The sequence below is a fragment of the Paraburkholderia sp. PGU19 genome, assembly GCF_013426915.1.
Taxonomy (GTDB): Bacteria; Pseudomonadota; Gammaproteobacteria; order Burkholderiales; family Burkholderiaceae; genus Paraburkholderia.
This window is the reverse complement of sequence record NZ_AP023181.1, coordinates 664,763-690,919: the sequence shown is the minus strand read 5'-3', so window position 1 is coordinate 690,919 and position 26,157 is coordinate 664,763. Positions and strand designations below refer to the sequence as shown.

At 62.5% G+C, this 26,157-nt stretch carries 20 protein-coding genes; 11 read left to right on the top strand and 9 right to left on the bottom strand.

Annotated elements, in window-relative coordinates; genetic code table 11:
• Window positions 1-34: 34 nt before the first annotated feature.
• Genes H1204_RS32925 through H1204_RS32915 form a run of 3 tightly spaced genes read right to left on the bottom strand, consistent with a single transcriptional unit; the run spans window position 35 to window position 2,855 of the window.
• Complete coding sequence (locus H1204_RS32925; RefSeq protein ID WP_180734698.1) at window positions 35-280, bottom strand: ferredoxin family protein; 246 nt, start codon at window positions 278-280, stop codon at window positions 35-37.
• A gap of 14 nt (window positions 281-294) precedes the next feature.
• Entirely contained in the window at window positions 295-2,061 is a 1,767-nt protein-coding gene (locus H1204_RS32920) for a fumarate reductase/succinate dehydrogenase flavoprotein subunit (RefSeq protein WP_180734697.1), read from the bottom strand.
• A complete protein-coding gene (locus H1204_RS32915) occupies window positions 2,058-2,855 on the bottom strand; it encodes a GntR family transcriptional regulator (protein ID WP_180734696.1) in 798 nt (265 codons plus the stop codon). The genes H1204_RS32920 and H1204_RS32915 overlap by 4 nt, the downstream gene beginning before the upstream one ends.
• A gap of 183 nt (window positions 2,856-3,038) precedes the next feature.
• Here H1204_RS32915 and H1204_RS32910 point away from each other — a divergent pair, with 183 nt between their 5' ends.
• A complete protein-coding gene (locus H1204_RS32910; RefSeq protein ID WP_180734695.1) occupies window positions 3,039-3,560 on the top strand; it encodes a hypothetical protein in 522 nt (173 codons plus the stop codon).
• Window positions 3,561-3,714: 154 nt separating this feature from the next.
• Here H1204_RS32910 and H1204_RS32905 read toward each other — a convergent pair whose 3' ends face one another.
• Together H1204_RS32905 and H1204_RS32900 are read right to left on the bottom strand one after the other, a co-directional pair.
• On the bottom strand, window positions 3,715-5,058 hold the full coding sequence (locus tag H1204_RS32905) for a TRAFs-binding domain-containing protein (RefSeq protein WP_180734694.1): 1,344 nt from the start codon (window positions 5,056-5,058) through the stop codon (window positions 3,715-3,717).
• 80 nt (window positions 5,059-5,138) lie between these two features.
• A complete protein-coding gene (locus H1204_RS32900) occupies window positions 5,139-5,435 on the bottom strand; it encodes a hypothetical protein (RefSeq protein ID WP_243468938.1) in 297 nt (98 codons plus the stop codon).
• A gap of 641 nt (window positions 5,436-6,076) precedes the next feature.
• Here H1204_RS32900 and H1204_RS32895 point away from each other — a divergent pair.
• On the top strand, window positions 6,077-6,856 hold the full coding sequence (locus tag H1204_RS32895; RefSeq protein ID WP_180734693.1) for a hypothetical protein: 780 nt from the start codon (window positions 6,077-6,079) through the stop codon (window positions 6,854-6,856).
• A 217-nt stretch (window positions 6,857-7,073) separates the two neighbouring features.
• Here the strand turns inward: H1204_RS32895 and H1204_RS32890 are convergent, their stop codons facing one another.
• The 3 genes from H1204_RS32890 to H1204_RS32880 form a co-directional block, all read right to left on the bottom strand.
• A complete protein-coding gene (locus H1204_RS32890; RefSeq protein ID WP_243468982.1) occupies window positions 7,074-9,923 on the bottom strand; it encodes a TIR domain-containing protein in 2,850 nt (949 codons plus the stop codon).
• A 57-nt stretch (window positions 9,924-9,980) separates the two neighbouring features.
• Entirely contained in the window at window positions 9,981-10,793 is an 813-nt protein-coding gene (locus H1204_RS32885) for an IS5 family transposase (RefSeq protein WP_180735120.1), read from the bottom strand.
• A 148-nt stretch (window positions 10,794-10,941) separates the two neighbouring features.
• Window positions 10,942-11,244, bottom strand: coding sequence for a hypothetical protein (locus tag H1204_RS32880; RefSeq protein ID WP_180734691.1), 303 nt, complete (start codon window positions 11,242-11,244; stop codon window positions 10,942-10,944).
• 321 nt (window positions 11,245-11,565) lie between these two features.
• Here H1204_RS32880 and H1204_RS32875 point away from each other — a divergent pair, with 321 nt between their 5' ends.
• The 8 genes from H1204_RS32875 to H1204_RS32840 all read left to right on the top strand — a co-directional run bounded on the left by H1204_RS32875 (window position 11,566) and on the right by H1204_RS32840 (window position 20,983).
• Window positions 11,566-12,540 (top strand): hypothetical protein, encoded by a 975-nt coding sequence (locus tag H1204_RS32875; RefSeq protein ID WP_180734690.1) that lies wholly within the window; start codon window positions 11,566-11,568, stop codon window positions 12,538-12,540.
• Window positions 12,541-12,603: 63 nt separating this feature from the next.
• On the top strand, window positions 12,604-13,635 hold the full coding sequence (locus H1204_RS32870; RefSeq protein ID WP_180734689.1) for a hypothetical protein: 1,032 nt from the start codon (window positions 12,604-12,606) through the stop codon (window positions 13,633-13,635).
• Window positions 13,636-13,650: 15 nt separating this feature from the next.
• Entirely contained in the window at window positions 13,651-14,988 is a 1,338-nt protein-coding gene (locus H1204_RS32865) for a hypothetical protein (protein ID WP_243468937.1), read from the top strand.
• Window positions 14,989-14,992: 4 nt separating this feature from the next.
• Window positions 14,993-15,523, top strand: a complete 531-nt coding sequence (locus H1204_RS32860; RefSeq protein ID WP_180734688.1) for a hypothetical protein — start codon at window positions 14,993-14,995, stop codon at window positions 15,521-15,523.
• 51 nt (window positions 15,524-15,574) lie between these two features.
• Complete coding sequence (locus H1204_RS32855; RefSeq protein ID WP_180734687.1) at window positions 15,575-17,533, top strand: hypothetical protein; 1,959 nt, start codon at window positions 15,575-15,577, stop codon at window positions 17,531-17,533.
• Between the two features lie 12 nt (window positions 17,534-17,545).
• Window positions 17,546-18,712, top strand: coding sequence for a hypothetical protein (locus H1204_RS32850; protein WP_180734686.1), 1,167 nt, complete (start codon window positions 17,546-17,548; stop codon window positions 18,710-18,712).
• A 30-nt stretch (window positions 18,713-18,742) separates the two neighbouring features.
• Window positions 18,743-20,161 carry a dipeptidase gene (locus H1204_RS32845; protein WP_180734685.1) on the top strand — a complete coding sequence of 473 codons (1,419 nt, stop codon included), beginning with the start codon at window positions 18,743-18,745 and terminating at the stop codon, window positions 20,159-20,161.
• A 21-nt stretch (window positions 20,162-20,182) separates the two neighbouring features.
• Entirely contained in the window at window positions 20,183-20,983 is an 801-nt protein-coding gene (locus H1204_RS32840) for an amidohydrolase family protein (protein ID WP_180734684.1), read from the top strand.
• A 27-nt stretch (window positions 20,984-21,010) separates the two neighbouring features.
• On the opposite strand, the gene H1204_RS32835 is transcribed toward H1204_RS32840, so the two are convergent.
• The gene (locus H1204_RS32835; RefSeq protein WP_180734683.1) at window positions 21,011-21,484 is read right to left on the bottom strand and encodes a helix-turn-helix transcriptional regulator; all 474 of its coding nucleotides are present in this window, start codon (window positions 21,482-21,484) and stop codon (window positions 21,011-21,013) included.
• Window positions 21,485-22,274: 790 nt separating this feature from the next.
• Between H1204_RS32835 and H1204_RS32830 the strand changes: the two genes are divergently transcribed.
• Complete coding sequence (locus H1204_RS32830) at window positions 22,275-26,150, top strand: DUF4062 domain-containing protein (protein WP_180734682.1); 3,876 nt, start codon at window positions 22,275-22,277, stop codon at window positions 26,148-26,150.
• Window positions 26,151-26,157: the final 7 nt, after the last annotated feature.

The following is a 26,157-nucleotide window of genomic DNA, read 5'->3' as shown; positions in this document are numbered from 1 at the left end:
AAAACAGTGAGTGCTGTGCGCTCGCGTCGTATCGCTAGCGCAGCAGATAAGGAATATCGACTTTCACGGCGCCCGTCGGGCAATCCTGTTCGCACGGCATGCAGTACCAGCATTCGTCGAACTGCATGTAGGCCTTGCCTTTGCTGACGTCGATCGCGAGCAGATCGAGCGGGCACACGTCGACGCATACCGTGCAGCCTTTATCGGCGATGCATTTGCTTTCGTCGATCGTGACGGGCGCTGTGCTTCGATGAAGAATGTCGTGCGGGGTGAAGGACATCGCGAGTGCTCCTGTCAGGCGGTCACATCGGCGAGCGCCTGGGCGTTCGCGCGCGGATCGGGTTTGTCGTCGTGAATGCGCAGGTTGCTGTACGAACTGCGTTCACGTTCATCGAGCGGCACGATGTACGGATCGACCGCGCGTTTCTCGCTGGTCATGCGGCCCGTTGCATCCTTGCGCAGATGCGTATGGCAGAACCAGTCGGCGTCGTTGCGCTGCGGATAATCGACGCGATGGTGATACAGACCCCAGCGGCTCTCGGTGCGATACAGCGACGCCCGCGCGGCCATTTCGGCGCAATCGCGGATGGCGCGCACTTCGGCGGCGCGCATCAGTTCATGCGGATGCGTGGCCTTGATCGAAGCGACGTCGTCGGCGATTTCCTCGAAGCGTTGCAGGCCGATCTCCATCTTGCGCGTCACCTTGGGCGGTTGAAGGTAGTCGTTGACCATGCGGCGCAACTTGTATTCGACCTGCGAAGGCGCAAGCCCATGTTCGCGTTCGAGCGGCGCATAGATGCGCGCGCGTTCGGCATCGATCTGTTCTTGATCGGGCGGCGCATGTTCGCGGCCCGCCACGAAGGCGGCGGCGCTCTGACCTGCAAACCAGCCATACGTGAACGCACCGAGCATATAGTTGTGCGGCACGGCGGCCATGTCACCCGCTGCGTAAAGGCCGCCCACAGTCGTCTCCGCGTGCTCGTTGACGTACACGCCCGACGCGCTGTGCCCGCTGCAAAAGCCGATCTCGGAGATATGCATCTCGACCATCTGCTGCCGGTAGTCGGTGCCACGTCCCGCGTGAAAGCGCCCACGGCTTGGGCGTTCGTTCGTGTGCAGGATCTGCTCGATGGTCTGGATGGTTTCTTCGGCGAGATGATCGAGCTTGAGAAACACCGGGCCGTTGCCGCTCTGGAGTTCCTGATAGAACTCCCACATCATCTGCCCGCTCCAGTAATCGCATTCGATAAAGCGTTCGCCTTTTCCGTTCGCCGTGAAGCCGCCCAGCGGGCCCGTCACGTACGCGCAGGCGGGACCGTTATAGTCCTTGATCAAAGGGTTGATCTGGAAGCATTCGAGATTCGCCAGCGCCGCGCCGGCGTGATAGGCCATCGCGTAGCCGTCGCCTGCGTTGGTCGGGTTCTCGTACGTGCCCATCAGGTAGCCGGAGGCGGGCAAGCCGAGCCGGCCCGCTGCGCCGCACGACAGAATCACCGCTTTCGCGCGGACCACATAGAACTCGGCCGTGCGGCAATCGAAGCCCATTACACCGTTCACATTACCCTGCGCGTTGGTCAACAGACGCGTCGCAACGATGCGATTCGTGATCGCGATGCGCGCGCGTTTCAGTTGCCGGTACAGCACTTTCTTGATGTCGTGTCCTTCGGGCATCGGCAGCACATACGAGCCCATGTGGTGCACTTTCTTGACCGCGTAATCGCCCGTGCCGTCCTTTTCGAATTTCACGCCCCAACGGTCGAGTTCTTCGATCGTCTTGAAGCTGTGCTTCGCGTATGCGTAGACGGCGGCCTGATCGACGATGCCGTCGTTGGCGATGGTGATTTCACGCGTGTATTGCTCGGGTGTCGCGTGGCCGGGAATCACCGCATTGTTCAGCCCGTCCATGCCCATCGAGATCGCGCCGCTACGCTTGACGTTGGCTTTTTCGAGCAGCAAGACCTTCAGGTCCGGGTTGGCTTCCTTCGCCTTGACAGCGGCCATCGGTCCCGCCGTTCCGCCGCCGACCACGACGATGTCGTATTCGAGTACATGGGTGTTCATCGTGCTTTCCTCGTTGCTTTGTGCTTCGCGCTTTTGCCCGCTTTTTCCCGGTCGATGCGGAAGCGGTACTGAAACGCATCGCCGCGAAAGTACAGATGTTCGTAGTCGATCGGCGTGCCTGCCGCGTCGTGCGTGAGTCGGTCGATGCGCAGTACCGGGCTGCCTTCCTCGACCCGCAGCGCGTCGACGATTTCGTCGTCGGCGAGGATTGCGTCGATCGCGACATCCGCATGGCCGAGCGGCACGCCGCAGTCGTTTTCGAGGATCAGGAAAATGTCGCGTGTGACGAGGTCCGCATTCGCCAGACGCGTGCCGAGCGCTTCGGGAAGCCAGGTCAGTTCGAGCGATAGGGGCTCGCGGTTCAGCAGCCGCACGCGATGAATTTCCGTGACAGGCGCGCCTTCTTCGACGCCGAGGCGCGCGGCCACGTTGCGATCGGCCTCGACGACGCGAAAGCTGCGCAGCTGGTTGACGATCTCATAACCCATCGACGACATCGCTTCAGCAAAGCCCTGCAGCGAACTTACGTTCTGAAACGCCTTGGGTTTCGATACGAACGTGCCTTTGCCGTGCAGCTTGAACAACAGGCCTTCTTTTTGCAGGTCGCCGAGCGCCTGGCGCACGGTGATGCGGCTCACGCCGTACATCGCGCAGAGTTCGTGTTCGGATGGCATCTGCGAATGCGGTGCATAGGTGCCGTCGAGAATCTGCACGCGCAGCGCATCTTTGATCTGCGCGTAGAGCGGCACGGAGGCGACGGGGGCGAGGGGCTGGCCGGTTTCGACATGGCTCAACTTGTTATGACAAGATGAGTTGCAGTCTAGTGAAGGCTATCTGGCGGCTCAACCAACTATTTCTGCTATCCAAATGCAATAATGTCCTTACCTCCTGGCCGGAGCCAGATTCTCGACAATAGAATCGTTACTTTCGACTGGGAAGCCGAAATGCCCAAGACAGCCTTTCTCTTCAGCGGCCATATGATCGACGCGCCTGATCGCGCGCAGCCGCGTTTCCCTCCGCGACTCGAATCGCGAGTGGCTGCGGAAATCACCCAGAAACTTGACCTTTTCGAACCCACGGCAGCCGATGTTGCGATCGGCAGCGGCGCGTGCGGCAGCGACATTCTGTTCGGCGAAGCGATGGTCGCGCGGAGTGTGCCGTTGCGCTTGCATCTACCGTTCGACGAACCGGCTTTCATTGAGAACTCAGTGCGTTTTGCCGGCGAAGAATGGGTAGAGCGATATCGCCGCCTGGCAGGGAACGCGGTCATGCTCCTTGCGCCGGACCTGCTTGGCCCGCTGCAGCCGGGAGACGATCCCTATCAACGCACCAACCTCTGGATGCTGGCCGAGGCGCAGCGCCTGACGGACGGACCCGTCGTCTTTTTGTGCGTATGGGACGGGCAGGGTGGCGATGGACCGGGCGGTACGAAACACATGGTCGACGCCATCCGGGAAAATGGCGGCAAGGTCGAGTGGATCGATATAAGCAGGCTTTGACCTGGCTGGATTCCGCTCAATGATCATGCCTTTCGGCCGCAAGGATTCGCAGGCTGAACCCGGTGCCGGGCACACAGAAGTGCCCAATGTACGTTGCGCACTGTCCGGCGCGGCGAGATGAACGCATCGAAGTCAGCGACGAAAGGATCTCCCCCTACAATCCCACTAACGGGGAAACGGCCAGCAGCGCCCGCAGGTTGTCGACCTGTTCACGGGTCGTCTGCGTCATCCACGTGTCTGGAGCGGCCTCATAGGCTTTATCGAGCTCCTGTTGTGCATCCGCGGCGTTCAGACCCACCTTGGCTTCGCTGATGGTTGCGAGAACCCAGTAGCGGTTGCACTGAGCCTGCTCCAGCGTCTTTTGGTTGGTCGTGCTCGGATCGACAGGCGGAGGGTTGTCGAGTAGCCATCTCTCGCAGATTTCCACGACCTCCCTGCGAACGCGGCGCGCGATCACGAAGTCGGCGATCGCCTCCGTCCGATCGGTCGCAAGCGAGGCGCGCACGTTCAGCAGGAAGGCGAGGTTGATCCCATTGTAGTAGTCGTTGCGAATGTAGAAGCCGCGTTCGTAGGCACGTATCGCCTCGTCGAGATGCATGATGTCTCGGGTCAAAGACCACAGGCGCTTGTGAATCGAGCCCCACAGACCGAGGGTTTCTGTGTCGTTCGAAACCTGTGGTTCAAGACCTTCGAGAAGCCGTGACGCCGCTTCCAGTGCAGCCTGCTCAGTCGGATGCCTGCTTTTGTAAGTAAGAAGAGCCAGGCGCTGGACGATGAAAGGATCCTCGGGCCGATCGGGCGCATCGGTCTTCATCATGGTGCGTATCGCAGCGAGCAGTGTTTTCGCAGTGATGAAATCGCCCGCCTTGACAGCATCGTCAACCTGCCGCATCAGGTCGCTGTGCGTCGGGCCCGCCGCCGACTCATCGGGCACAGCAGGCGTCGGCTTGGCAGGGACGGCGGGCGATACGGGTGTCGTCGGCGTCGCCATGCCGATCATGGGTACGGCCAGCCCGTTGATGAAACGATACACGGGGCTGTCGACACGATCGGCGATGGCCTGTTCGGAAATGACCGAGATTGCGTTCGTCAGGATGGCTCGAAATCGCATGACCTCGTCAAAGCCGATATCCTCGCCGAGGTGTTTGTAGTGATGAACCACCACGTGGTTCACGTCGAAGGGAGCCTTGAGTCCATCTTCGGCCATGACGATCGTGGTGTGAGGCCGCAGCGCGTGCCGGATTCCGAGCTCATAGAACGCATTCTTGTTGGATGTCGACAGGTCTGCGATCACGATATCGGCTGCCTGAAGTTGCTTGTACATGGGTACGTCGATCAGGCCGGAATGCACGATTTCATCGGCCCTTGTGCACTCATAGCCGGCTGCCTCGACCGCTGGCTTGATGAGGTTGCGATAGGACTTGTCGAGATCGAACGTGCGGCCGCTTTCGAAATCGGTTTTCTTGCCGAACCCCATCACCACGAAACATGTGCCCATGGCGGTACTCCAGTTGATGACGCACGGATTGCAGTATTGACTGCACCTGTTCCCATCACGACGACTCCAGGCGATGGCTGCTATTCATCGAGCTCGTATGTCGACTCGAATCTGGCGGCTCCGATGCAGTAGGCGTCCGTTCCATCTTCGTTATTGGAGACGACGTAGTCTCCTTTCTTATAGTGTGAATGGCCTTCCTTCGTCGCCACGCTTCCCGCTTCGGTTGCGACTTCTGCCCAGATCGGCGTGGACTTGACATAGACGCCTTCACGCAGCTTTCGGTACGTACTCGCAAACACAGCACCGTCCACGGTGTAGGTATCGCCGTCATTGTCGACGAGCCAGTCGCCTTTCTTGCAGCGTTGCTCGGCCCCCACTTGCGATAGGTGAAGCCTGCAGTATCGAGATCGAGTTGAATTGCGAGGACGAACTGGTCGGGCTTCCTTCGGTAGCGGCGGCGGTCTGGCATGGTGCATCCTTGCTGTTCGAACAGGTGAATTTCGACCTGTTCAATCCTGTCGATGAGCACCTGAATCAGTCGGTGCCCGTAGAAAGACAGCATCCTGTCATGCAGGAACCTGTCTGGCGTTGTCTATCGTGGCATACGCGGCGTTCTGCTCACACAGCAAGTGCCCTGATGTCGCGCTCGGTGTCGCGCAGCGGCTCCAGTTTGAGGTGCAAGATAGTTCGGGGTAGGGAGAACGCAAGAATGGCAATGTGCGTTGGCGTACGTTGGCGGTGTGATGCGATCGAGTGATTTGTTCTGGTGACGGGTGATTGCCGGGCTGGCCCAACCCATGGAGTCAATAGAACAACGTAGGTGGGCTTCCTCGAATCTCCCCCTGTTTTCAATGCGTCCTGGAGGCGTTGGCGCGGCACCGCGACACGCTGACCGAGGTCTTGCAATATGCGTCCGACCGACTAGGCTGGATAAGAGTGCCGGGTAATCGTACCGTGCGTGGCGACGGTCGACATAACCCGGAAGAAGGGTGCGAACTTGCGGAGATCGTTTCGAGAAATGCACTATCTAATCGAGCAGGACATCCCTTTCCAGCACATTGAAAATGGCGCGTTGATCCTTCACCTCCTGCGTAGTTGCAAAAACTGGAACGATCTTTGTGCTCGATTCCAATATTTGTCTCCGCCGGATCTTGTCGGGAATACGGCAGCGATTTCCTTACACAACAAACTGATACAACTGCGTGAATTGGGCCTGATTACGTTCGAAGAAGTGACAGACGAGGACGGAAAGCCAACCATTGGCCGAATCGACGATACGGGACTCTGGTCAAAAATGCGTGTCGCCTTTGGTGGCATGAGCCAGTCGGAGGTCGCACTACTGTCACGTCACGCCGAGGGAGTCGCGGTCGTTCCGATCTTCGGGCGTCCACGGAAACCGCAGCGCCCGGTTGACGTTTTCGTCTTGATGCCATTCGCTACCCGATTCAACGCTTTTTACGTTGACCACCTTAAAAAACTGGGCAATGACCTTGGTATTGTCATCGAACGCGCAGACGAACACTTCTCACCGGGTCCATTTATGGACAAGGTGTGGGACGGAATTTGCGCGGCACAGTTGATCATTGCGGACTGCACGGAACAAAACGCCAACGTTTTCTATGAGATTGGCGTGGCTCACACGATCGGAAAACGGGTCGTGCTGATCACCCGGTCCGAGGCGGACATTCCGTCGGATATCAAACATCTTGACTTCGTCAATTTCGTTGAAGACGCGCCAGGCATTGAACGCGTGATCGACAGGCTGAGAACGTACATCGAGACCGAAATCCGCCACTGAAACTTCGGCGTATCCCTGCGCGGCACTGCCCTTTAAGCGTCAGGCGACAGGAAACATTGCTCCAACGGAACCCGCCCGTCGATGAGGCGGTGGCGGGCCGAGTAAGGATATAGACAGGTAGCGCAGAGCGAAGAGACGGCTGGGAGAATTTGACCGAAGAGCATATCGTTGCAAGCGCTGCTTTCTTACTAACCTGTTCGAGATCGTGTACCCGCATTTACTGTTCTCGCACAGGGACGCTTTCGTCATTCGCTCCTCGCCAGATCCTTAATGTTCCATTGCCACTGAGTGTGAAGAGGGACCTTCCATTGGGCGCAAAGTAGATTGCCAGGACAGTATCTTCTTTTCCTTGAAAGCCGTGGATTTCGGAGGTAGGAGAGGGATCGTGCGCGAGCGTGATCAACTCCCTCAGGGAGGCCATACCGTAGAGCTTCACCGTGCCACCACCGCCGCTTGCCAGTGTTCTGCCATCCGGCGAAAAGGCGAGTGCCGTCACCGCCTCGTTATACGCGTTGAAAAAGGACAGCGCTTTGCGGGGATCGACGCCCCAGACTTCCACCGTGCCCGTCTCCTCGCCTACGGCGACCAGGTTGCCTTCCGGGGAAAATGAAAGGGCGCTCACTTTCACTGCGCGGTGTCCGAGAAGGACAGGTCCGTGCGTGGAATCGGTTTCCCATCGCCAGACATCCTTCGAGTCAGAGTACGCGAGGAACTTGCCGTCGCCTGATAAGGCCAGAAACGTTGTTGGCGCTTCGCCTTCGTTCTCGTCCGAGCCGGCCCCGCGCCTGGTCTTTCTTTCGAATCTGGCTAACTGCCTGCCGGAGGCAGCATCCCACGACTTTACCCAAGGACCGTCCTTGTCTACGGTCACGATGACTTTTCCGTTTGCTGAAATGCAATAGTCTTCCATTGCAGCGTCGTTCATGACAGACGTCCGCATTCGCCCATTGACTGCATCCCACAAGATCAAGCTCTTGCCGTCAGAGCTCAGCGCGGTAAACAGCTGGCCGTCCTGCGAGAAGGCCGGGGATTGCCCAGCAAACCGCGCCAGCACGGTGACTTGCCGTCGGGAACTCACGTTCCACAGTTGTATCGTGCCATCTTTTCCGGAGGGCCCGCCGTACGAAGCAGTGGCGAGCATCTTACCGTCTGGCGAGAGGGTGGGATTCAATGCCTTCACAGTCGCGACCTGCATCGGCACGCCGCTGCGGAGATCGAAGAGGGTTATCCGCTCACCCTCTGCAACTTGTCTGGCGATCAAATTTGCCGCTGAAGAAACGGCCTCTACGTTCTCGACGGCGTCGAAATCGCGGCCTGCGAGTTTGCCCCACAGCTTGACGGTTCGATCTGCGGCTACGGTTGCAATGATTTTCCCGCCGCGCGAAGTGCTGATCGAGTTGATCTGTCCGGTGTGCCCTTTGATCGTCGCGAACACCTTTATCTTTTCTCCGCTGACCTGGCCGTTCCCATCGTACGAACTGAAGTCCCAAAGCTTGACGGTCTGATCGACGCTTCCGCTATAAAGGATCTTGCCATCGGGCGAGAAGGCGACGGCCGAGACCCAGCCCGTGTGCCCCGCGAGCCGGGCCAGAACCTTTTTTGTAGAGATGTTCCAGAGCACCACGTTCTTGCTCCGGTCACCGATGGCGAGGATTTTGCCGTCGCGCGAGAACGCGATAGCCTCGACCTGATCCACGCTGTCGGCCAGGCTAACATCCATTTCTGGGCCACCCAGGTCGCGCGCGGATCCGACGTCCCACAGCCTCACGGTGTACCCATCCCCGTAGGCGAGAATGCTGCCGTCGGGCGAAAAGGCGATGAAGGATGAGCAAAAGGACGCAGGTGGACCGTCGCCCAATCTGGCGATCTGTTTGAGGGAGTGCGCGTCATAAACGGCCACCATGCCGCACTCGTAACTGACCGCAAGCAGCTTGCCGTCAGGCGAAAAGCGCGGGGTCCCTCCGCGCACTGTGTCCCAGGACAAACGCTTCGGAGAGTCTGTCGAATTTTGAGTTTGTCCCGGCCGCCGCCTTTTGTCAGCAACGGGTACTTCGCGGAATGATCTGGAGTTGACATCCAGAAGCACCACGCTCTCACTATCACCGAACGCGATTGTTTTTCCGTCGGGGGAAAAGGCTATATCCGAGCCGGATGTGTAGGTCCGAGGCACACTCAGCTCGATGTTCGCTGTCTCGCGCAGCGAGGCGGCGTCCCAGATCTTCAGGGCGTTGGCAGTGGCAGTGGCAAAGACCCTGCCATCACGCGAAAAGCCTATGCCATCTGTTCCGTCGAAAACTTTGAGCTGCTCGTTGTAAAGCCGCCAGAGGTAGTACCACTCAAAGCCACGAAGGTCTTCCTGGTCTCGGTCCGGGACCCGGTGGGATTCGACCAGCGCCTTGCCCGGCCCGATGTTATCCGACTCGAACTCGCGCTGGCTGAGATTCATATCCGAAGCGTATCGAAGTCGCTGTGAGTTGTTGCGCTGCGCGATCGCCTCATCGCGTGACCTGAGAGTCACGACCAGCGCTAACAGGAGAAGGAACGCAACCGTGAGGGAGATCGTCGATAGTATGGTGCGTCTGAGGGCCTGTCTTCTCGCGTCCTGTCGCTCGATCTCGGCCCGTTCGGCCTTGAAGACTTTCGCGAGCAGCGTGTACCACGCGTTCTGATAGCGGCCTTTGCGTATGTTCCCCTGTGTACGCTGAAACTCGGTGTAATCGACGGCCAGTGGCATTGAGAATGCACTGCACAGCGCTTCGGGAAACGCATACTCATCCGGCCGGGCCGCTTGATCGTTATTCGGCTTGCCCGAGAGCAGGATGGGAATAATCGCCTTCGCGTCGTGGGACTGGAGAAACGCCTTGATCTCGTGATTGACATACTCGCTTCCGTACGCGTTAGGCGAGCAGATCACGACGAGGTAAGCTGACCTCTGAAGATAATCTTCAATCGTCTTCCAGTAGTCTCCGGCGATCGGTACAAGGTCGTGCTTGTCGCGAAATACGATGAGGCGCGTTCTGGATTCCAGGCCGCTCTTGACGTCCTTTGGGAGTCTGTAGTTCTTCAGCGCTTCCTCTAGCTTTCTGGCAAATTCCTCGTCCTTGCGCGAATAACTTAGACGGTGTTAGGAACTTCGAAGTACTGGAATTGCATGGACAAGCATAAGCATGGCGAAGACGACAAAATGCAGGCCTGCGAGTGTTTCGGGCAAGCGTTCGTAGTCACGTGCAAGGCGTCGAAAGCGGTTGAGCCATCCGAAGCTGCGCTCGACTACCCATCGCCGTGGCAACAGCACGAAACCCTTTTTCGCTTCATCGAGCTTGACCACCTGGAGATCAATTCCCTGGGCGCGCGCGGCCTGCGCAGGATCTTCGCCCGTGTAACCCTGATCGGCAAAGGCCACTTTCACGGTTTCTCCCGTTGCCTGTTGCACCTGGCGCGCCAGTTCTGCCACCTGGGCCCGTTCCTGCTCGTTGGCCGGTGTCACGTGTACGGCGAGCAACTGACCCAGCGTGTCGACCGCCATATGCACCTTGCTGCCACGCTTGCGCTTGTAGCCGTCATAGCCTGCGCGTGGACCGCTTTCACATGTCGATTGCAACGTACGGCCATCAAGGATCACCGCGCTGGGCTGCCCCTGCCGCCCCTGCGCCACACGGACGATCGAACGAAGGTCACTCACCATGCACTCGAAACAGCCGGCCGCCAGCCATCGTTGCGTCTGCTGGTACACGAGTTCCCACGGTGGAAAGTTGGTCGGCAGCATTCGCCAAGCAGCCCCAGCGCGAGCCATCCAGCGCAACGCATTGAACATCTCCCGCAACTCATATTTCCGCTGTGGCGCACTCTCATCCATCAACGTCAGATACGCTGCCACGAAGCTCCATTCTTCGTCTGACACGTCTGTCGGGTAGGCTTTACGTTTCTCTTTTGTCATGCCTCCAGGGTACCAGGTTTGACCGGAAGTGCCTAACACCGTCTAGAAAAATGTCGAACTGCATGGCAGCTTCTCCCTCTGTCCGATCGGCTCGACGTCCAGTACATCCCACAGGTTCTGCATATCGTCGAGTCGGTGGCTTTTCCCTTTACTGGACTTCGATCAGAGTCTCTTCGATTGGTGCTGAAAAGTCGCCACTCCGGATGCCGTTGTCGATACAAAGTAAAGTGGTCCGGAATTTGAAGGCGCGACGATCCGGATTGAGAGATGGCAGGTACAAGCGCACCAGTGCCCTTGACTGACCACTCATCTCGATCCGCTCTTCCCGATGGTAGTGGTTGGCGGAGTCGTCGGAGATGACGTCTACATATGCCATGATGGTTGCGCCTGGGTCGAACAGCGGCAGGAATTCGATGTCGAGCGGCCTGTGAAACGAGTCGTCGACTGGCAATGTGGTTGCCGAGTACCTTTGAAACGAACCGGATGAATTATTTTTAACGAATTCCGGAGTGGGGTGCCGACTGCACGCAAGTGATTTCGCACTTGGCGCGTGATTGCATCTATTCAATTTGCGGGTTCCAAGGGTCTGTGGTTGGACGAGTGCGAGGTTCGTGCAATTCCGCACAAACATGGCGCTGTGGCGCAAACGTGCGACACATCCGCGCGCGACCACGAACGCATTGCCCTGAGATCGCGACTGGCGCATCGCGCGCGGCCCTCCTAGCCTTCCTCCATGTCTTCGAGTGACTTTCATCGCGCAAGGAGGTACGGCATGGGCAACATGAACGAATACGAGTTCGAAGAGGAACTCAACGAGTTCGAGGCGGCCGGTGAAGCCGGTGAGGGCGAAGGCATCCTCGGCGCGCTTGGTGGTCTGTTCGGCGAAGAAGAGCTCGAACAGCACGAACACGGCGAGCTGCACGAACTCCACGAAATGGAGGCCGGTGAGCTGCATGAGCTGGGCGAGCTGCACGAATCCGGCGAGCTTCACGAGCTGGAAGGCCTGCACGAACTCGGGGAACTGCACGAAATGGGCGAACTGCACGAGTTCGAATACGAGGGCGGCGAGCAGTTTTTCGGCCGCATCGCGAAATTCGTCAAGCGTGCGGCGCCGCTGCTCAAGACGATCGCGAAGGTCGCGGCGCCGATGGTCGGTACCGCGATCGGCGGCCCGTTCGGCGCCGTGCTCGGCAAGGTCGCGAGCGCCGCGCTCGGCGAAGGCGAGCTGCACGAACTCGAAGAGGAATACGAGCTGCACGAGTACGAGCATCCCGAGTCCGCGCATGAAGTCGCGCACGAGATCGCGCAGCACGAAACGGCCGTGCACGAAGCGTACGCCGAAATGCTCGCCGAAGCCGCCGCGCAGGAGCACAGCGAAGGCCAGGCCGAGGCGATGGCGGGGGCCGCCGTCGTCAGCGTTCTCTCGCAGGCCGACCGGCGCGCGCTGCGCCGCATCCTGCCGCATCTGGTGCGCGGCGCGGCCATTCTCACGCGCGTGCTCCGCCGGCGCCGCGTCACGCGTCCATACGTTCGGACGGTTCCCACCATCATGCGCCGCACGGTACGCACGCTGAAGCGTCAGGCCGCGGCCGGCCGTCCGATCACGCGGCGCGCGGCCGCGACGGCGGCGGCGACGCAGGTGCGCCGTGTCCTGGGCAATCCGAACGCCTGTGCGGCAGCCATCCAGAAGAACGTGATCGCGAGTCGCAGGATGTCGTCGCCGCGGCGCCGCCCGATCGCGGGCTGAGGCGGCGGGGTCAGCCCTTTCGATCGAAGACGACTGGAGCGGAGGTGAGCGATGGTGTCATCCATGATGCAGAACGAATGGGAAGCGCTCGGCGAGGCCGAGGCGGCATTCGCGCCTGAAGGTGAGTGGGAAGACGAGTCGGAAGGCGAGTGGGAAGACGAGTCGGAGGGCGAGTGGGAGTCGGAGTTCGGCGCGGCCGCGTCGCCGGGCATCGGGGGCCGGCTGGCCGCGAGCGTGGCGCTCGACGCGGCGCGCTCCATCCTGTCGAATGCGGGCGGCGCGCCCGGTGCCTACGCCGCGAGCCTGCTGCCGAATCGCGAATGGGAAGGGGAACTCGAGGGCGAGTGGGAAGGCGAGTCCGAAGGCGAGTGGGAAAGCGAATACGAGCTGAATCCGACCCGCAAGGTCTACCTCGACGCGATGCTCGAGCACATGGCGCACGAAGCGGTGCACGCCGAAAGCGAAGACGAAGCGGTCGAAAGCTTCCTGCCGCTCGTGCCGATGCTCGCCGGCAAGATCCTGCCGCTCGCCGCCAAGGTCGGGCCGCGCCTCGCGGGCAAGATCATCCCGCGCCTTGCGCGCAATGTCACGCGCGTGTCGCCTTCGCTGAGCAAGGGCATTTCGAGTATCGCCCGCAAGCTCTATCGCGATCCGGGCACGCGCGGCCTGCTGCGCGCGGTGCCGAGCATCGCGCAACGCACCATGCGCCGCATCGCGCATCAGGCGGCCGTCGGCCGGCCAATCACGGCGAAGTCGGCGCTGCGCACGCTCGCGCAGCAGACCTATCGCGTGCTGTCGCATCCGGGCGCGCGCTCGCGCGCATTGCGCCGACATCGCGGCATGGATCGGCGCTACCACGGCAGCACGGGCATTCCGGCCGGGGCGACGGGCGGCATCGGCATGGGCCGCGCGCGCGGCGTGAGCGGATGGCCCGGCGGGATGGGCGGTAGCGTGCCGATGGGCGCCGCGCCGCGCCCGATGCCGACGCGCCGTCCCGGCGTCTGCCTGTCGTGCGGCGCGCGCGCGGTCTATCCCGTGAGCGGCGGGCGTCTGCGCGGACGCTGCGTGTGCAGCCGCTGCGCCTGCACAGCCTGATCGAGGAGACGCGCGATGGAACTCGCAGCGGCCGATCCGGAAAGCGTGGAAGGCGTTGTCACGGCGGCGCCGCCGGCGCCCGCCACCGATGCCCGCGGGCAGGGCGTGCTACGGCCCTGGTTGCGGGCGCAATCGATCAACGTCACGCGGCACGCGGCGGCGCTGCGCCCGTTCAAGGCGGGCGAATTCGGCATGCAGGCGTCGGCACCGTCGGACGGGCACGTCCAGGCGGTCAACTCGCTCATCGCGAAGCTGCGCGAAGGGCTCCTGCAGATGACCGACGGTGCGGACGGAGCGGTGCGCGCGGCGATCGAATCGCCGAACACGGCACGCTTGCAGCACGCGATGATGCGCAAGGCGCGAGCGCACGACTGGGTGCGCGGCATCGAAAAGATCTGGGACTTCTATTTCGAGCTGTTCGGGCAGCGCCAGAGCCGCTATGGCGTCTGGCTGCTCGGCTGCGACCGCATCGCGATGGACTGCTATCAGGTCGCCTTCACCGGGATCGGCATCGCCAAGTCGATACCCGCGCCGCCGCCGTTCTGCTATATGCGCACGGGTTTCGCACCAGCCACTTGGGGCCGCGGCATCCGCATGCCGAAGCTCGGCCGCCAGCTCAATCCGTTTCCGCTGATCCAGCTGCCGTATCACCGGCTCGTCAATCCGTGGACGCTCGCCGCCGTCCTGCACGAGGTCAGTCACAACCTGCAGTCGGATCTCGGGCTGTCCGCGGGCATTCCGAAGGCGATGGCCTCGCGCCTGCTGTCGGCCGGCATGGGCGACGAGGTCGCGATGATCTGGACACGCTGGAACCGCGAAATGTTCTCCGACGTTTGCGCCGCACTGCTCGGCGGCCCGGGCATGGTCAGCTCGATCATGGACGTGGTCGGCCGCGAGCCGCGCCTCGTCTACGCGTTCAATCCTGCGGGCGTGCATCCGCCGCCGTATCTGCGAATCCTGATCAGCGTGGAGGTGCTGCGGCGCATGGGTTTCGCCGATGAAGCCGAGCAGTATCGGCGCGCGTGGACGCGCATCTATCCGAATCCACGCTCAGGCGGCCTTCCGCGGCCGCTGCTCGACACGTTTTCCCAGGCAGTGCGCCTCGCCGTCGACACGATGGCGTGGCGGCCGTACGCGGCGCTCGGCCGGCGCAGCCTCGCGCAGGTGTTTCGTTTCGCGCCGAAGGAGCAGCGCATCATCGAGGAAGCGGCGCGCAGGCTCGCGGCGGGCAACGATCCGGGCATCGTGCCGGAGCGCTTTCTGATCGGCGCGGCACGCTTCGCGCTCGATCGCGGACTAGCGCGGCCCGGCGTAATCGCCGAAAACTTCTACAAGGAACTGGCGCGGAGGTAGCAAGATGACGATCGAGCTGGCACTCGGGCGGCTGCGCGGCCGGCTTGCCGATCAGCGCGAAGCGATCGGCGCGCTGTGCACCACCATCGACGAGGACCGTCCGCGCCGAAGCGACGTCGCCGTGGCGACCCATCTCGCGGATGCGGTGCTTGCAGCGCGCGGCGCGCTGGAGGAAGCGGGCGAGACCCTCGCGCGCGCGCCCGGCGAAAAGACCGCCGACGTGCTCGCGCGCGGGCATACGCTGCTTTTGCGCTACGACGAGATTTTTTCGCGCGAGATCGTCTGCTTCGATCGGATCGAGCATCTGTGCAGCGTGGCGCGCGAGCGCGGGCGCGAGTGGGCGGGCTGGGTGAGCGTCGTGCGCGTCGAGCTGGAGCAGTGCGCGGAATGCTCGCGCGCGACTTCGGCTGCGCTGCTCGACTGCTGGCTCGAAGTGGTCGAGCGGCGCGGCGTGTCGGTGCAGAGCGTGTCGATCGGGCAGCAGATTCGTCTCGGGCACGACGAAGGATTGAAAGAGGTGGACGGGCTCGCGTGACGCACGCGGCCGTCGCGCGTGCAAGCTGAATGAACGGAGAGGGTATCGATCATGGCAGACCCAAAAATCAGTGAGTGCATCCTGACCCCGACGTCGCTGACGCTGTACTTCGTGGGACACGCGCCGATGCCGTCGCCGGGCGATCTCGAGTTGATCATCTACGGCGTCACCGACGGCGTCTTCGTCCAGCATGATTTCAATGGCGACCCACCGCCCACAGCGCAACCCGACATCCGCGCCATTTCGTGGGTCTTCGCGAGCTCCATTACGGGGGATCACGTCAGCGTGATCGTGCGGCTCGCGTCCTCCGGCACGCAGCTGCTCTCGCAGAACTTCGATATGCGCAAGGAGCGATTCGTCGCCGATACGCCTCCCGTGACGCCCGGATCGCAAGGCGGCGGTCACGACTCGGCGCGCGCCACCCAGGCGATGGAAGACGCCGTCTCCTACGCCATCCTCACGGAAAACCTGAACGGCGCGCCATCGTCGATTACGCCGATCTCGCGTCTGTCGGGGCCGGAATCGGGCGGCGCGCAGCTCGTCGGACAAACGCTGCGCGACGTGCTCGGCTGGAAAGTGCGCGACGACGATCCGAAAGGTTTCGCTGGCGCGCTGATGTCGTCGTTTGCGATATCGGACATCGAAGGGCATACGGAATGGACCTACACGCCGCGCACCTACGCCGTGCAGAGCGACCTGCAAGGCGGCATCACGGGCGCGCAGGCGAGCCTCTACAAGCGTGCCCAGGAGGCGCTCGGCCAGGCGCTGCCGCTGCTCGACGGCCTTTATCCGCTCGACCCCGACGCTGACGCGGAAGACATCACCGCCGTGAAGGCCGTGCTGCGCAAGCAGTTACTGGAGCTCGTCGGCGAGCTGGGCGCGCCCGGCGGTCCGGGCGTGGCGCGCGTGGATCATTTCTTCAATCTTCTGCTCGCGACGCCGTCGGAGCCCTACAGCATCCTGAACGGCACGCAACTGCGCGATCCCGAGCCAGATCATCTCGCCGGCACGCTCGGACGGCTGCGCGACCTGCTGGGGCTGAGCTTCGGGGAGGATTTTGTCAACAGCATCGAAGACGAGCAGAACCAGACGAACTATCGCGTGCTGTGTGATTACGTGACCTCGCTCGCGCAGAGCTGGCTCTCCAATCAACGCTTCTTCGGTCTGAGCTCGTCGACGCCATTCCTCGGCACGCAGCTCGTGCCGATCTCGCGGCAGTTGTCGGTCATCGCCGAGTCCGTCGACGAAGTGCGCTTTACACTCGATTCGGTGTTCATCGGCGCGGCCGAGCGGCAGACGCTGCAGCTTTCCTTCGGCGATGTGAGCCAGCCCATGTACGCCGAAGACTTCTTCCGCTGGATCCAGAACTTCGTTACCGACGAAGCGCCCGCGTACGTGCAGGACGGCGGCAAGTTCGGCATCGGCAACAGCGTGGTGCCGTTTGCGCATCAACTGCAGTCTATGACGCAGGCGCTGGTGCATAAGCACGACCAGCCGAAGAAACTGCCGCCGGGGTTCTACACGGCGCGGGTACAGCGCGCGATCCTGTCGCTGTCGGATGAGCTCAAGGAACTGGTGCGCCTCGCGCGGCCGCTCAGGCGCGATGTGAGCGTGGCGCCCGCGCCGGTGAAGGTGCAGGCGGCGTTCAACGCAGTGCGTATCGGGGTGAGGGACGGCATGCTGTCGTTCCGTCACGACAATTCGACGCCGATATCGACGCTCTACAACCTGAGCGACACGCCGCTCTACATCGGGACGGACACGTCCGACAACGTGAACCTGGCGATCAAGTGGCGCGGCTTCGATCCCACGACGATGGTGCTGGGCGGCAAAGGCAGCGCGCAATTCCATGTCCTGACGAAGACGCCCAAAGTCCAGGGATACGTAAAGTTCATGGCGTATCTGGACGATCCCACGGGGGGAGGCACGCCGGATGCCGTCGCGACCGTCGAGGTGGCGCTGGCGCCGCCGGACGTGATCGGCTTCCCGGCGTTCCAGGCCGCGAACTAAGGAGTCCAAGCCATGGCAACCGAACAGGACTATCAAGGTCTGTACGATCGCATCGCGGCCCTGCGCGACACCGTCACGAAGCGCCTCGCAAGCGAGCTGATCTCGAATCCGCAACTGGGCGATTCGCTCACGCAGCAGATCGATGCGCTGCTGCAATCCGTCGTCGATGCCGATGCGAAAGCTCCTGCGCCGGCCGACGGCGGTCTCGCCGAACTGGCGGGCATCGGTCCGCAGGCGGCGCGCAACTTCGGCCAGACGCGCATGACGCCGGGAGTCGAGCCGTACGACGAGACCATCACGTCCGAGCGGATCATCGCCGTTGGCGACATGTATTACCTGTATCAGCACGAGAAGATCGGCGTGTTTCGCGTGGTGCGCAAGCTGCAGGAACTGTTCAAGGCGGGCGCGGTGCGGCTGTCGTCGGGGCCCGGCGCGTATGCGCTCTACCAGTTCGATCGTCGCGAGGTGCTGCGGTATACGCAGCGCGATCGCATCGGCGCGTACCGGCGAATCTTCGGTTACGGCAGTGGTCCCGGGCCGACCGGCTCGCGGCCAAATGTCGATTTTCACAAGCTGTTCAGCCATTTCGTGCATCAGGTGACGCTGTTCTGGCGCGACAAGCGCATCTCGGACGTGATCCGCGAGCGCGCGTACGACCCGAGCTTCGGCTCCATCGCGATCGTGCGGCGCTCCGGGCTCGATCTGCGCAACAACCTGAAATGGCTGTCCTTCGGGCATCTGAACGTGCTGCGCGTCGAAGTCATGCAACTGCTCGAAGAAGCGTTTCGCATCCTCAATTCCGATGACGTCAAGCGTCTTTTCGGCGCCGACAACGCGTGGGACGTCGTCGAGGAAGTGTTGATCCGCTACTTCAACGAGCGGCTCGTCACGTCGCCGCGCCAGCGCATGGGCGTGACCGGGCGCGAAGTGCTGCGCTGGCTCGCGCAGGATCACATTCTCAAGACTTCGCGGCCCGAGTTCGAAACCCTGTTGCTCGAAATCGCGGAGTATGCGGAAGAGTGGCTGACGAGCGCCCAGGCGATGGGTCTCGCTGCGCGCACCGGCGAAGCGCGCGTGCTGCCGTGGGACCGCACGTCGCCCGCACCGCTGCGTGTGGTCGGGCGCACGCCGCCCGGCGTGCCGGTGACGCGCGCGCCCGCGCGCGAGATGGAACTCTGACCCTGACGACGCGCCCGCAAGGCGGCTGCGATGATCGACGACGTCCTGCGCCATGCCCGCGCGCAGCGTGCGCGTCACGTCGATGAGCTCAAGCGCTTCATCGCGTTCGCGTCGGTCAGTGCGCAGCCGTCTCATGCCGTGTCGCTGCGGCGCTGCGCAGCGTGGCTCGCGGCGCATCTGCGCGGCATCGGGCTCGCGGACGCAGGCGTCTACGCGACGCGCGGCCATCCGATCGTGCACGCGTCCTGGCGCACGGCGGGCAGCAAGCCGTGCCTGCTCATTTACGGCCATTACGACGTGCAGCCCGCCGAGCCACTCGATCAATGGCGCTCGCCGCCGTTTCGGCCGGTCGTGCGCGGCGATGCGCTCTTCGGCCGCGGCGCGAGCGATGACAAGGGGCAACTGTTCATCTTCGTCAAGGCGATCGAAGCGTGGCTGCGCGAACGCGGGCGATTGCCGATCGACATCGTGTGTCTGTTCGAGGGCGAGGAGGAAATCGGCAGCCCGAATCTGCTGCCCTTCGTTGCGCGTCATCGCGAGGCGCTGCGCTGCGATGGCGCAGTGATGGCTGATTCCGCGATGGCGAACGCGTCGCGCCCCGCTCTCATGCACGCGCTGCGCGGCGCGCTCTATCTGGAGCTGGACGTGCGCGGGCCGCGTCACGATCTGCACTCGGGCAATTTTGGTGGCGTGGTGCTCAACCCGCTACAGGCGTTATGCGAACTGCTCGCGGGGCTGCACGACGCGCGTGGGCGTATCGCGATTCCTGGCTTCTACGACAATGTGCGCACCTTCACGCCGCACGCGCGCGAGCGCCTGTTGCGCGATGCGCCTTCCGATGCATCGATCATGCGCGATGCGGGTATCGGGCGTCCATGGGGCGAAGCGGGCTTCTCTCTCTATGAGCGCCTCACCGTGCGCCCAGCGCTCACCATCAACGGCATTCAGGGCGGTTATGCCGGCGCAGGCAGCAAAGGCGTGATTCCGGCGGCGGCGCGTGCGAAGCTGAGCTTTCGGCTCGTGCCCGACCAGGATCCGCGTGAGATCGAGCAGATCGTACGGGCGCATCTGTCGTCGCGGATCGCGCCAGCCGTGTGCGGGCGCATGCGCGTCGTGTCGGCGGCGCCGCCCGCGCAGATGGACACCCGTCATCCCGTCATCGTCGCGGCGACGCGCGCGTGCGAGCGGGCCTTTGGTGTGCAGCCTGCGCTGTTGCGCGGTGGCGGCACGATTCCCGCGCTGCAGTGCTTCAACACGGTGCTCGGTACGCAGACGGCGCTGCTCGGCTTCGCGCCGAACGACGCGGGCCGCCATGCGCCGAACGAGAAGCTGCATCTCCCGACCTTCGAGAAGGCCGTGGCTGCGGCGATCGCGCTCTTCGATGCCTTCGCCGCCGCGCACGCGACCTCGGGCCCGGCGTCGCGTGGCGCGGGCCGGATCGCGAGCTGATGCGGCGCACAGGAGACCGACATGATCATCGACGCGCATTGTCACGCGGGCCAGGGCGATCTGCTGACCGCGCCCTGGAATACCGCTGCGCCGCTGGGCGCGTACTTGAGGCGCGCGCGCGCGGCGGGCATCGGGCGGACCGTGGTGTTTCCGGCGTTTCATTCCGATTACGCGCAGGCCAACGATGCGCTTGCGCGGCTCGTCGCGCGTCATGCGGGACGGCTCATCGGCTTCGCGTTCGTGCACTGCGCGCGCGACGCAGGCCGTATCGACGAAATGATCGACCTTGCCGTGCGCCGGCACGGCTTTCGCGGCATCAAGGTGCACGGCGAAGACGCCATGCCGACGCGCGAGCTTTGCGAGGCGGCGCGGCGCTATCGCATTCCGTTGCTCGTCGATGTGATCGGGCGCCCGTATGTGATCGACATGCTCGCGGGAGCGTATCCGGATCTCGATGTCATCGTGCCGCATCTGGGCAGCTTCGCCGATGACTGGCGAGCGCAACAGGCGGTCATCGATCTGCTCGGGCGTCATTCGCGCGTGCATGCGGACAGCTCGGGCGTGCGTCGCTTCGACTATCTCGTGGAACTGGTGCGCCGCGCCGGCGCGCGCAAGCTGATCTTCGGCTCAGACGGGCCTTGGTTGCATCCGGGGCTGGAGCTGCACAAGATCAAGCTGATCGGTCTGAGCCCGCGCGACGAAGCCGCCGTGCTCGGCGGTAACATCATTCGGTTGCTGAGTTCGCGGCGCGTGCCGCCGAAGCGGTTAGTGAGCCTGCCCGCGCGCCGCGTGCAGGAAGCAGTGAGCGTGGCATCCGCATGACGGCGTGACACGTGACGTAGCGTCACGTCATGCACGCTTGCGTTCGAGCGATGCAGCCGCCGGGGCGGGAGGCTGGCTGCGCGGATGCGCCCCGATATGCAGCTCGTTCAGTCGGCCGACCATGCCCGCGCGCGTGTTGACGCCGAGCTTTGCATAGATTCGACGCAGATGCGTGCCGACGGTCCAGCAGCTGATGTTCAGCACGGATGCGATCGCTTTGCTGGGGTAACCTGCCGCGACCATGCGGGCGATTTCCTGTTCGCGCGGACTGAGATGCGCGCGCGAGCCAGAGGTGGACTTCGTGCGCACCAGCAGATACCGATAGCCGTCCGCATCGGCATCGAGCAGGACTTCCTCACCTTCTGCCTCGTCAACGAGCGCGCCCGCTCTGCATGACAATGCCGTGACGAGCGAGCGCAGCAGCACGAGGATGGCGTCGTGCGCGGCGGGTTCCGCGCCTGCGCCATAAAGGGGAATCGGTGTGTCTCGGTCGAGATCCATCGCCATCGCTCCAAGGCTTCGAGATCCTGCCCACGCCGCATCGACGGCCGCGCCGGCATGCGCGAACAGTGGAAGTGTTTTCGTAAAGCTAGGCGGGCGCGCCGGCTGTGCCTAGTCGCCAGTTCGCGCGACACTCGAAATGGCTAGCCGGAACGAGGGTATCCCATGCAGGGATATCCGCTTTGAAACATTGCCATATTATGGATGACTAATGATTGTGATTTGAAGAGAATCTTTTCAAATCCGTCGCTATTCGACGCCGGGATTGTGGGTCAGGTCGAAGAGTAGTTACGAGTCTAGTAACTATCGAAAAGAAGCGCAAAGGAGCCGTGTAAATTTAATCCGCCCGACGGATTGATGGCAATAAAGAATTAATACATTGAGTGCGCGCGGGCGATTGTGCAGAAGCCCTCCTTGATTCCAGCGCACGTTGCAATATAGTTCAATTCGGGCGTGGCAGGGTTCGCAGGGCGACCCTAATATAATGTCACGTCAAACCAGTAGATTGCCGTCGGCGCAGTGCTTCCCGTCACAGTTGATTTCACTTGACGCAGGCAGTGATCGTAGCTCTGTCATTCGCTGCGCGATGCTCCCCGGTCCGCACGGCGCTGCATAAATTGCGAACACATCTTTTTGAATAGATGTCCTGGTTGTTGCCAATCTGAACGTTTATTGCGTGTCTTTTTGGCAAACAGGCGTTGCGCCCGACGCGCGCACGGCGAGCGGCTTTATCCCGGAGAGGGGTCCATCGCAAGAACAAGGTTGCGGTATCTACGGACACGGAGCATCGATGAAGCGCTTGCAGATCTACCTCTCTTCCACATTTGAAGATCTGCGTGAGTATCGGGCCGCAGTCTTCGACGCGCTGGAGAAAGCGGGATTGGATGTCGTTCGCATGGAGGCCTATACCGCTTCGGACGAACGTCCCCTCGAACGGTGCCTCAGCGACGTGGCCCGGTGCGACATCTTCGTCGGCCTGTACGCATGGCGCTACGGTTATGCGCCGCCCGCCGACCACGGTAATCCGGAAGGAAAGTCGATTACCGAACTTGAATATCGCGAGGCGCAGCGACGCATGCGCCGCTCACTGCTCTTCTTCGCTGCTCCCGAAACCCGTGCCGCCTGGTCCGACCGCTTCGACGACCAGGTGAGCGGCGAAGGCGACGCAGGCGCGAGGCTGATGGCGTTCAGGAGCGAACTGTGCACTGAGAAGCTCGCGAGCTTTTTCCGCACGCCCGACGATCTCGCCGCGCTCGTACTCTCAGCCATCATGCGCAGCGGGCTGAGCGGTCGGCGACACGCTATTCCGTCGTCGCAGGGTCTCGTGCGCCGGACGGGATTGACGAATGCGATCGCCGGCTCGCTCGTGGGCAGCGCCTCACGCCCGCCCGTCGCGTGCACCGTGCTGCAGGGAGGCGGTGGCACCGGAAAGACCTCGCTAGCAATCCACGTGTGCAGCACACCCGAAGTCATCGGCCAGTTTCCGGACGGCATCTTCTGGATCACGCTCGGCGAGCGTCCCGCACTGGCGACGATTCTGGGTGACCTTTACCTGTCGGCGGCGGGCAACCGTGTCGAGGTGGCGGGTGTCGAGGCCATCTCCCAGGCGCTTGCCGGCGTGTTCAAGGGGCACCGGAGCCTGCTCGTTATCGATGATGTCTGGCATGCGGAGCATCTCGGTCCTCTGCTCGGGTTCGACGGTCCCCGGCTGCTGGTGACGACGCGAATCAGCACCCTGATCGACCAGATCGACGAAATCGAATGCCGGCAGATTGCCGTCGAACAGATGGATGTGGATGAAGGCGCAACTCTGCTCGGGCGAAACCTGCCGACCAACGGGCCGACGCAAACCATCCTGCGCGAACTATCCGGGCAACTCGACGACTGGCCCCTGCTGCTGGATCTCGTGAACGCGAGGCTCCGCGAGGAGCACCGAACGCGCGGTGGCGACCTGGCCGCGTGTATCGCACGCGTGAGTGTGCTGCTCGAACGCCGTGGCGTGCTCAGCTTCGACCGCCGTGATTCGCAGGCCCGAAACGCGGCCGTCGAAAAATCCGTCGATGCCGGACTGGAATTCGCTGAGGAAGGATTTCCGGGCGTTCGTCAAAAGGCTGCCGAACTGGCGCTCTTTCCGGAAGATGTGCCAGTTCCAGCGCAGGTGCTCGCCGAATTGTGGCGGATGACGGACATCGACGTCGAAGAGGAAGTGATCCGGCCGCTCGACATGATCAGCGTGCTGCGCTGGGATCGAAGGTCTGGCGAAGTCCAGATGCATGACATGATCCAGCGTGCTCTCGCTGTGAAGGTCGTTGACCCCGAGACGACGCATGGCAGGCTGCTCGATGCCTGGGCCGATCCTCATCGTCTGCCGCACGACTATGCGTGGCGCTGGTTCGGCTGGCACTGCGTGCGCGCGAACCGGCGGGACCGGCTTCTGAGTCTGCTCCGCGACTTCGAATGGCTTCGCTCGAAACTCGATGTCACCGGGATCGCCTCGCTGGTCGGCGAATTCGACAACGTCATCGACGACCCCTCGGCCAGATTGTTGCGCGACGCGTTGCGGAAATCGGCGCACACACTTGCGTGGGACCCGTCGCAGTTGGCGGCGCAACTGCTCGCGCGAATTCCAGAGCAGATGCAGGCGTTACGGAACGGCAGGCTTCAACGGGCCTTCGGGAATCGTGAGCCGTGGCTCAGGCCATTGACGGCATCGCTCGCAGCGGAGCGGTCGATACGCTGGCTGCGCCCCTCTCGTGCCGAGTCGCTCACCAGTGTCACGTTTTCTGCCAATGGTTCTTGGGCAGCGCATGTGTCGTACAGTTCCGACCCGGAAGGCGCCGTCGTGCTCGTCTGGGATCTCGAGAAATGGCGGCTGCAGGAGATGCATCTGGAAACCCCACCCCGATGCCGCCCCTTCGGGCTCGTTTTGAGCGTCGATGCGCGGTGGTGTCTATGCTCCGACAGTCTGGGCGCTGTCTTCCGGCTGGGCGCGTCCGGAAACCGGATTTGGGAAGGCCATGCGCATGACGACCTGACGATCCCACGCGTCCTCGCGATCAGCGCGGACGGTAGCCGGGCGCTCTCGGCATGCAGTCGCGGACGTCTCGTGGCATGGGACATCGCAGGAGGAAGCCACGAGATCATCTGGGACGAGAACGACAACCGCGTGGTCGCGCTGAGTCTCGATCCGTCCGGCGACCGTGCCGTGGTGGCGCGCGAGGATGGTTCCGTGCACCTGCTCGATCAGGGGCTGTCCAACGTGCGGCTCCTGTTTCAGCTCGACGGGCAGCCAGTGGCGCTCGCGCGAACGTGGCCAGACGGCTTTGTTGCCGTCGCGACGAAAGAAGGTCGGGTCGAAGTTCGTTCGGCCGATCATCCGCAGACCCCGGTCTGTGCTTTCTCGTCGGATGATGAGCCGACCGTCATCGCGTTGTCGGCAGACCAGCAATTCATAGCGACAGGAACGGACAAAGGCACGGTGGAAGTGTGGAGCATCGCGCGGCGCGCGCGCAGCGCGATGTATCGCCGCGCGCACAGCTACGACGTCAAGGGCATCGCATTTGCTCGGGACAGTTCACGCGTCCTGTCAGCGGATCTCGTGCATATCAAGGAATGGGCGGCTGAGTGGCAGACCACCGATGAACCCGACGACGCCGGGTTGCCTGCTTCCGGCGAGGTGAAACTGACGACGGATGGCGCGCATGCGGTGGCGGTCCTGGAGGATGGGCGCCTCGGCCTGTGGGACATGAGCACGGGCGCACTTGCTTCTACGGTTTCGCGCCCGGTCGGGGACGCATTCGGCGACCCGAAAATCGGAGCGCCGAGGCGGCTCGTCGTGGCCACCGGGGCGCCGCGGGTCCTGGCGTGGAACGCGGAACTGCTTTGCGTCTGGAATCTGGACTCGAGTGGTCACGCGGAAAGCCTACCGCTCCAGACAATACGCGATGCATGTTTCACCCCTGATGGCAACGCCGTGGTATTCGTGGCGGGTCAATGCGTCGGGCAATGGAGACCCGAGGAGGGCACCTCATGGTTCATCGCGACTTACGAACGCGATTCTCCGGCTTGCGTCGCGGCATCGCCAGACGGGAGACGGGCGCTCTCCGCGGGTGGAGACCGGATGGTGCGCGAATGGGCACTGGACAGGCCACCCGGGGCAGACGCCGAACTGCGAAGCTGGAGGTGGTCCGCCACCGGGAGTAAGCCTTCGATGATCGCCTTCCTGGCACCCGAGCGCGCGTTGGTCACGAGCGTAGACGGCGCCTTGTTCATCTTCGACATGGATCAGCGGAGAGCTGACCTGCGCGAACTGGGTTCCCATCAAGCGTCCGTCAACAGCGTGCTCGTGACGGGCGACGACAGGATCTTGACTTCATCGTACGATGGAACCGTAGCAATCTGGGATGCAGCGCATTGCCGAAATCTCGCGGTTCACCGTGCGCATACGGGAAGCATCGAGCAAGTCTCAGTGTCTGCTGATCGCCTGATGTTGAGGTCATATGACGGGATACTGAAGATCACGTCGGTTGAAAGCGGGGCGCTCATTTGCGCCTTTCAGGGCGATAAGCAGTTCATTTCCTGCGCAGCGGACGCCGGGATGAAGGGCATCGCGGCGCTCGATCAATCCGGGCAGATGCATTTTTTCCGGGTCGAAGGAGGCGCTTGACGTCGAG

Coding starts and splice junctions, on each gene's coding strand:
- H1204_RS32860 (WP_180734688.1), top strand. CDS start 14,993: ATGACGATCGAGCTGGCACTCGGGCGGCTGCGCGGCCGGCTTGCCGAT.
- H1204_RS32920 (WP_180734697.1), bottom strand. CDS start 2,061: ATGAACACCCATGTACTCGAATACGACATCGTCGTGGTCGGCGGCGGA.
- H1204_RS32845 (WP_180734685.1), top strand. CDS start 18,743: ATGATCGACGACGTCCTGCGCCATGCCCGCGCGCAGCGTGCGCGTCAC.
- H1204_RS32855 (WP_180734687.1), top strand. CDS start 15,575: ATGGCAGACCCAAAAATCAGTGAGTGCATCCTGACCCCGACGTCGCTG.
- H1204_RS32925 (WP_180734698.1), bottom strand. CDS start 280: ATGTCCTTCACCCCGCACGACATTCTTCATCGAAGCACAGCGCCCGTC.
- H1204_RS32885 (WP_180735120.1), bottom strand. CDS start 10,793: ATGACAAAAGAGAAACGTAAAGCCTACCCGACAGACGTGTCAGACGAA.
- H1204_RS32905 (WP_180734694.1), bottom strand. CDS start 5,058: ATGGGCACATGTTTCGTGGTGATGGGGTTCGGCAAGAAAACCGATTTC.
- H1204_RS32835 (WP_180734683.1), bottom strand. CDS start 21,484: ATGGATCTCGACCGAGACACACCGATTCCCCTTTATGGCGCAGGCGCG.
- H1204_RS32910 (WP_180734695.1), top strand. CDS start 3,039: ATGATCGACGCGCCTGATCGCGCGCAGCCGCGTTTCCCTCCGCGACTC.
- H1204_RS32870 (WP_180734689.1), top strand. CDS start 12,604: ATGATGCAGAACGAATGGGAAGCGCTCGGCGAGGCCGAGGCGGCATTC.
- H1204_RS32865 (WP_243468937.1), top strand. CDS start 13,651: ATGGAACTCGCAGCGGCCGATCCGGAAAGCGTGGAAGGCGTTGTCACG.
- H1204_RS32830 (WP_180734682.1), top strand. CDS start 22,275: ATGAAGCGCTTGCAGATCTACCTCTCTTCCACATTTGAAGATCTGCGT.
- H1204_RS32875 (WP_180734690.1), top strand. CDS start 11,566: ATGGGCAACATGAACGAATACGAGTTCGAAGAGGAACTCAACGAGTTC.
- H1204_RS32850 (WP_180734686.1), top strand. CDS start 17,546: ATGGCAACCGAACAGGACTATCAAGGTCTGTACGATCGCATCGCGGCC.
- H1204_RS32840 (WP_180734684.1), top strand. CDS start 20,183: ATGATCATCGACGCGCATTGTCACGCGGGCCAGGGCGATCTGCTGACC.
- H1204_RS32895 (WP_180734693.1), top strand. CDS start 6,077: ATGCACTATCTAATCGAGCAGGACATCCCTTTCCAGCACATTGAAAAT.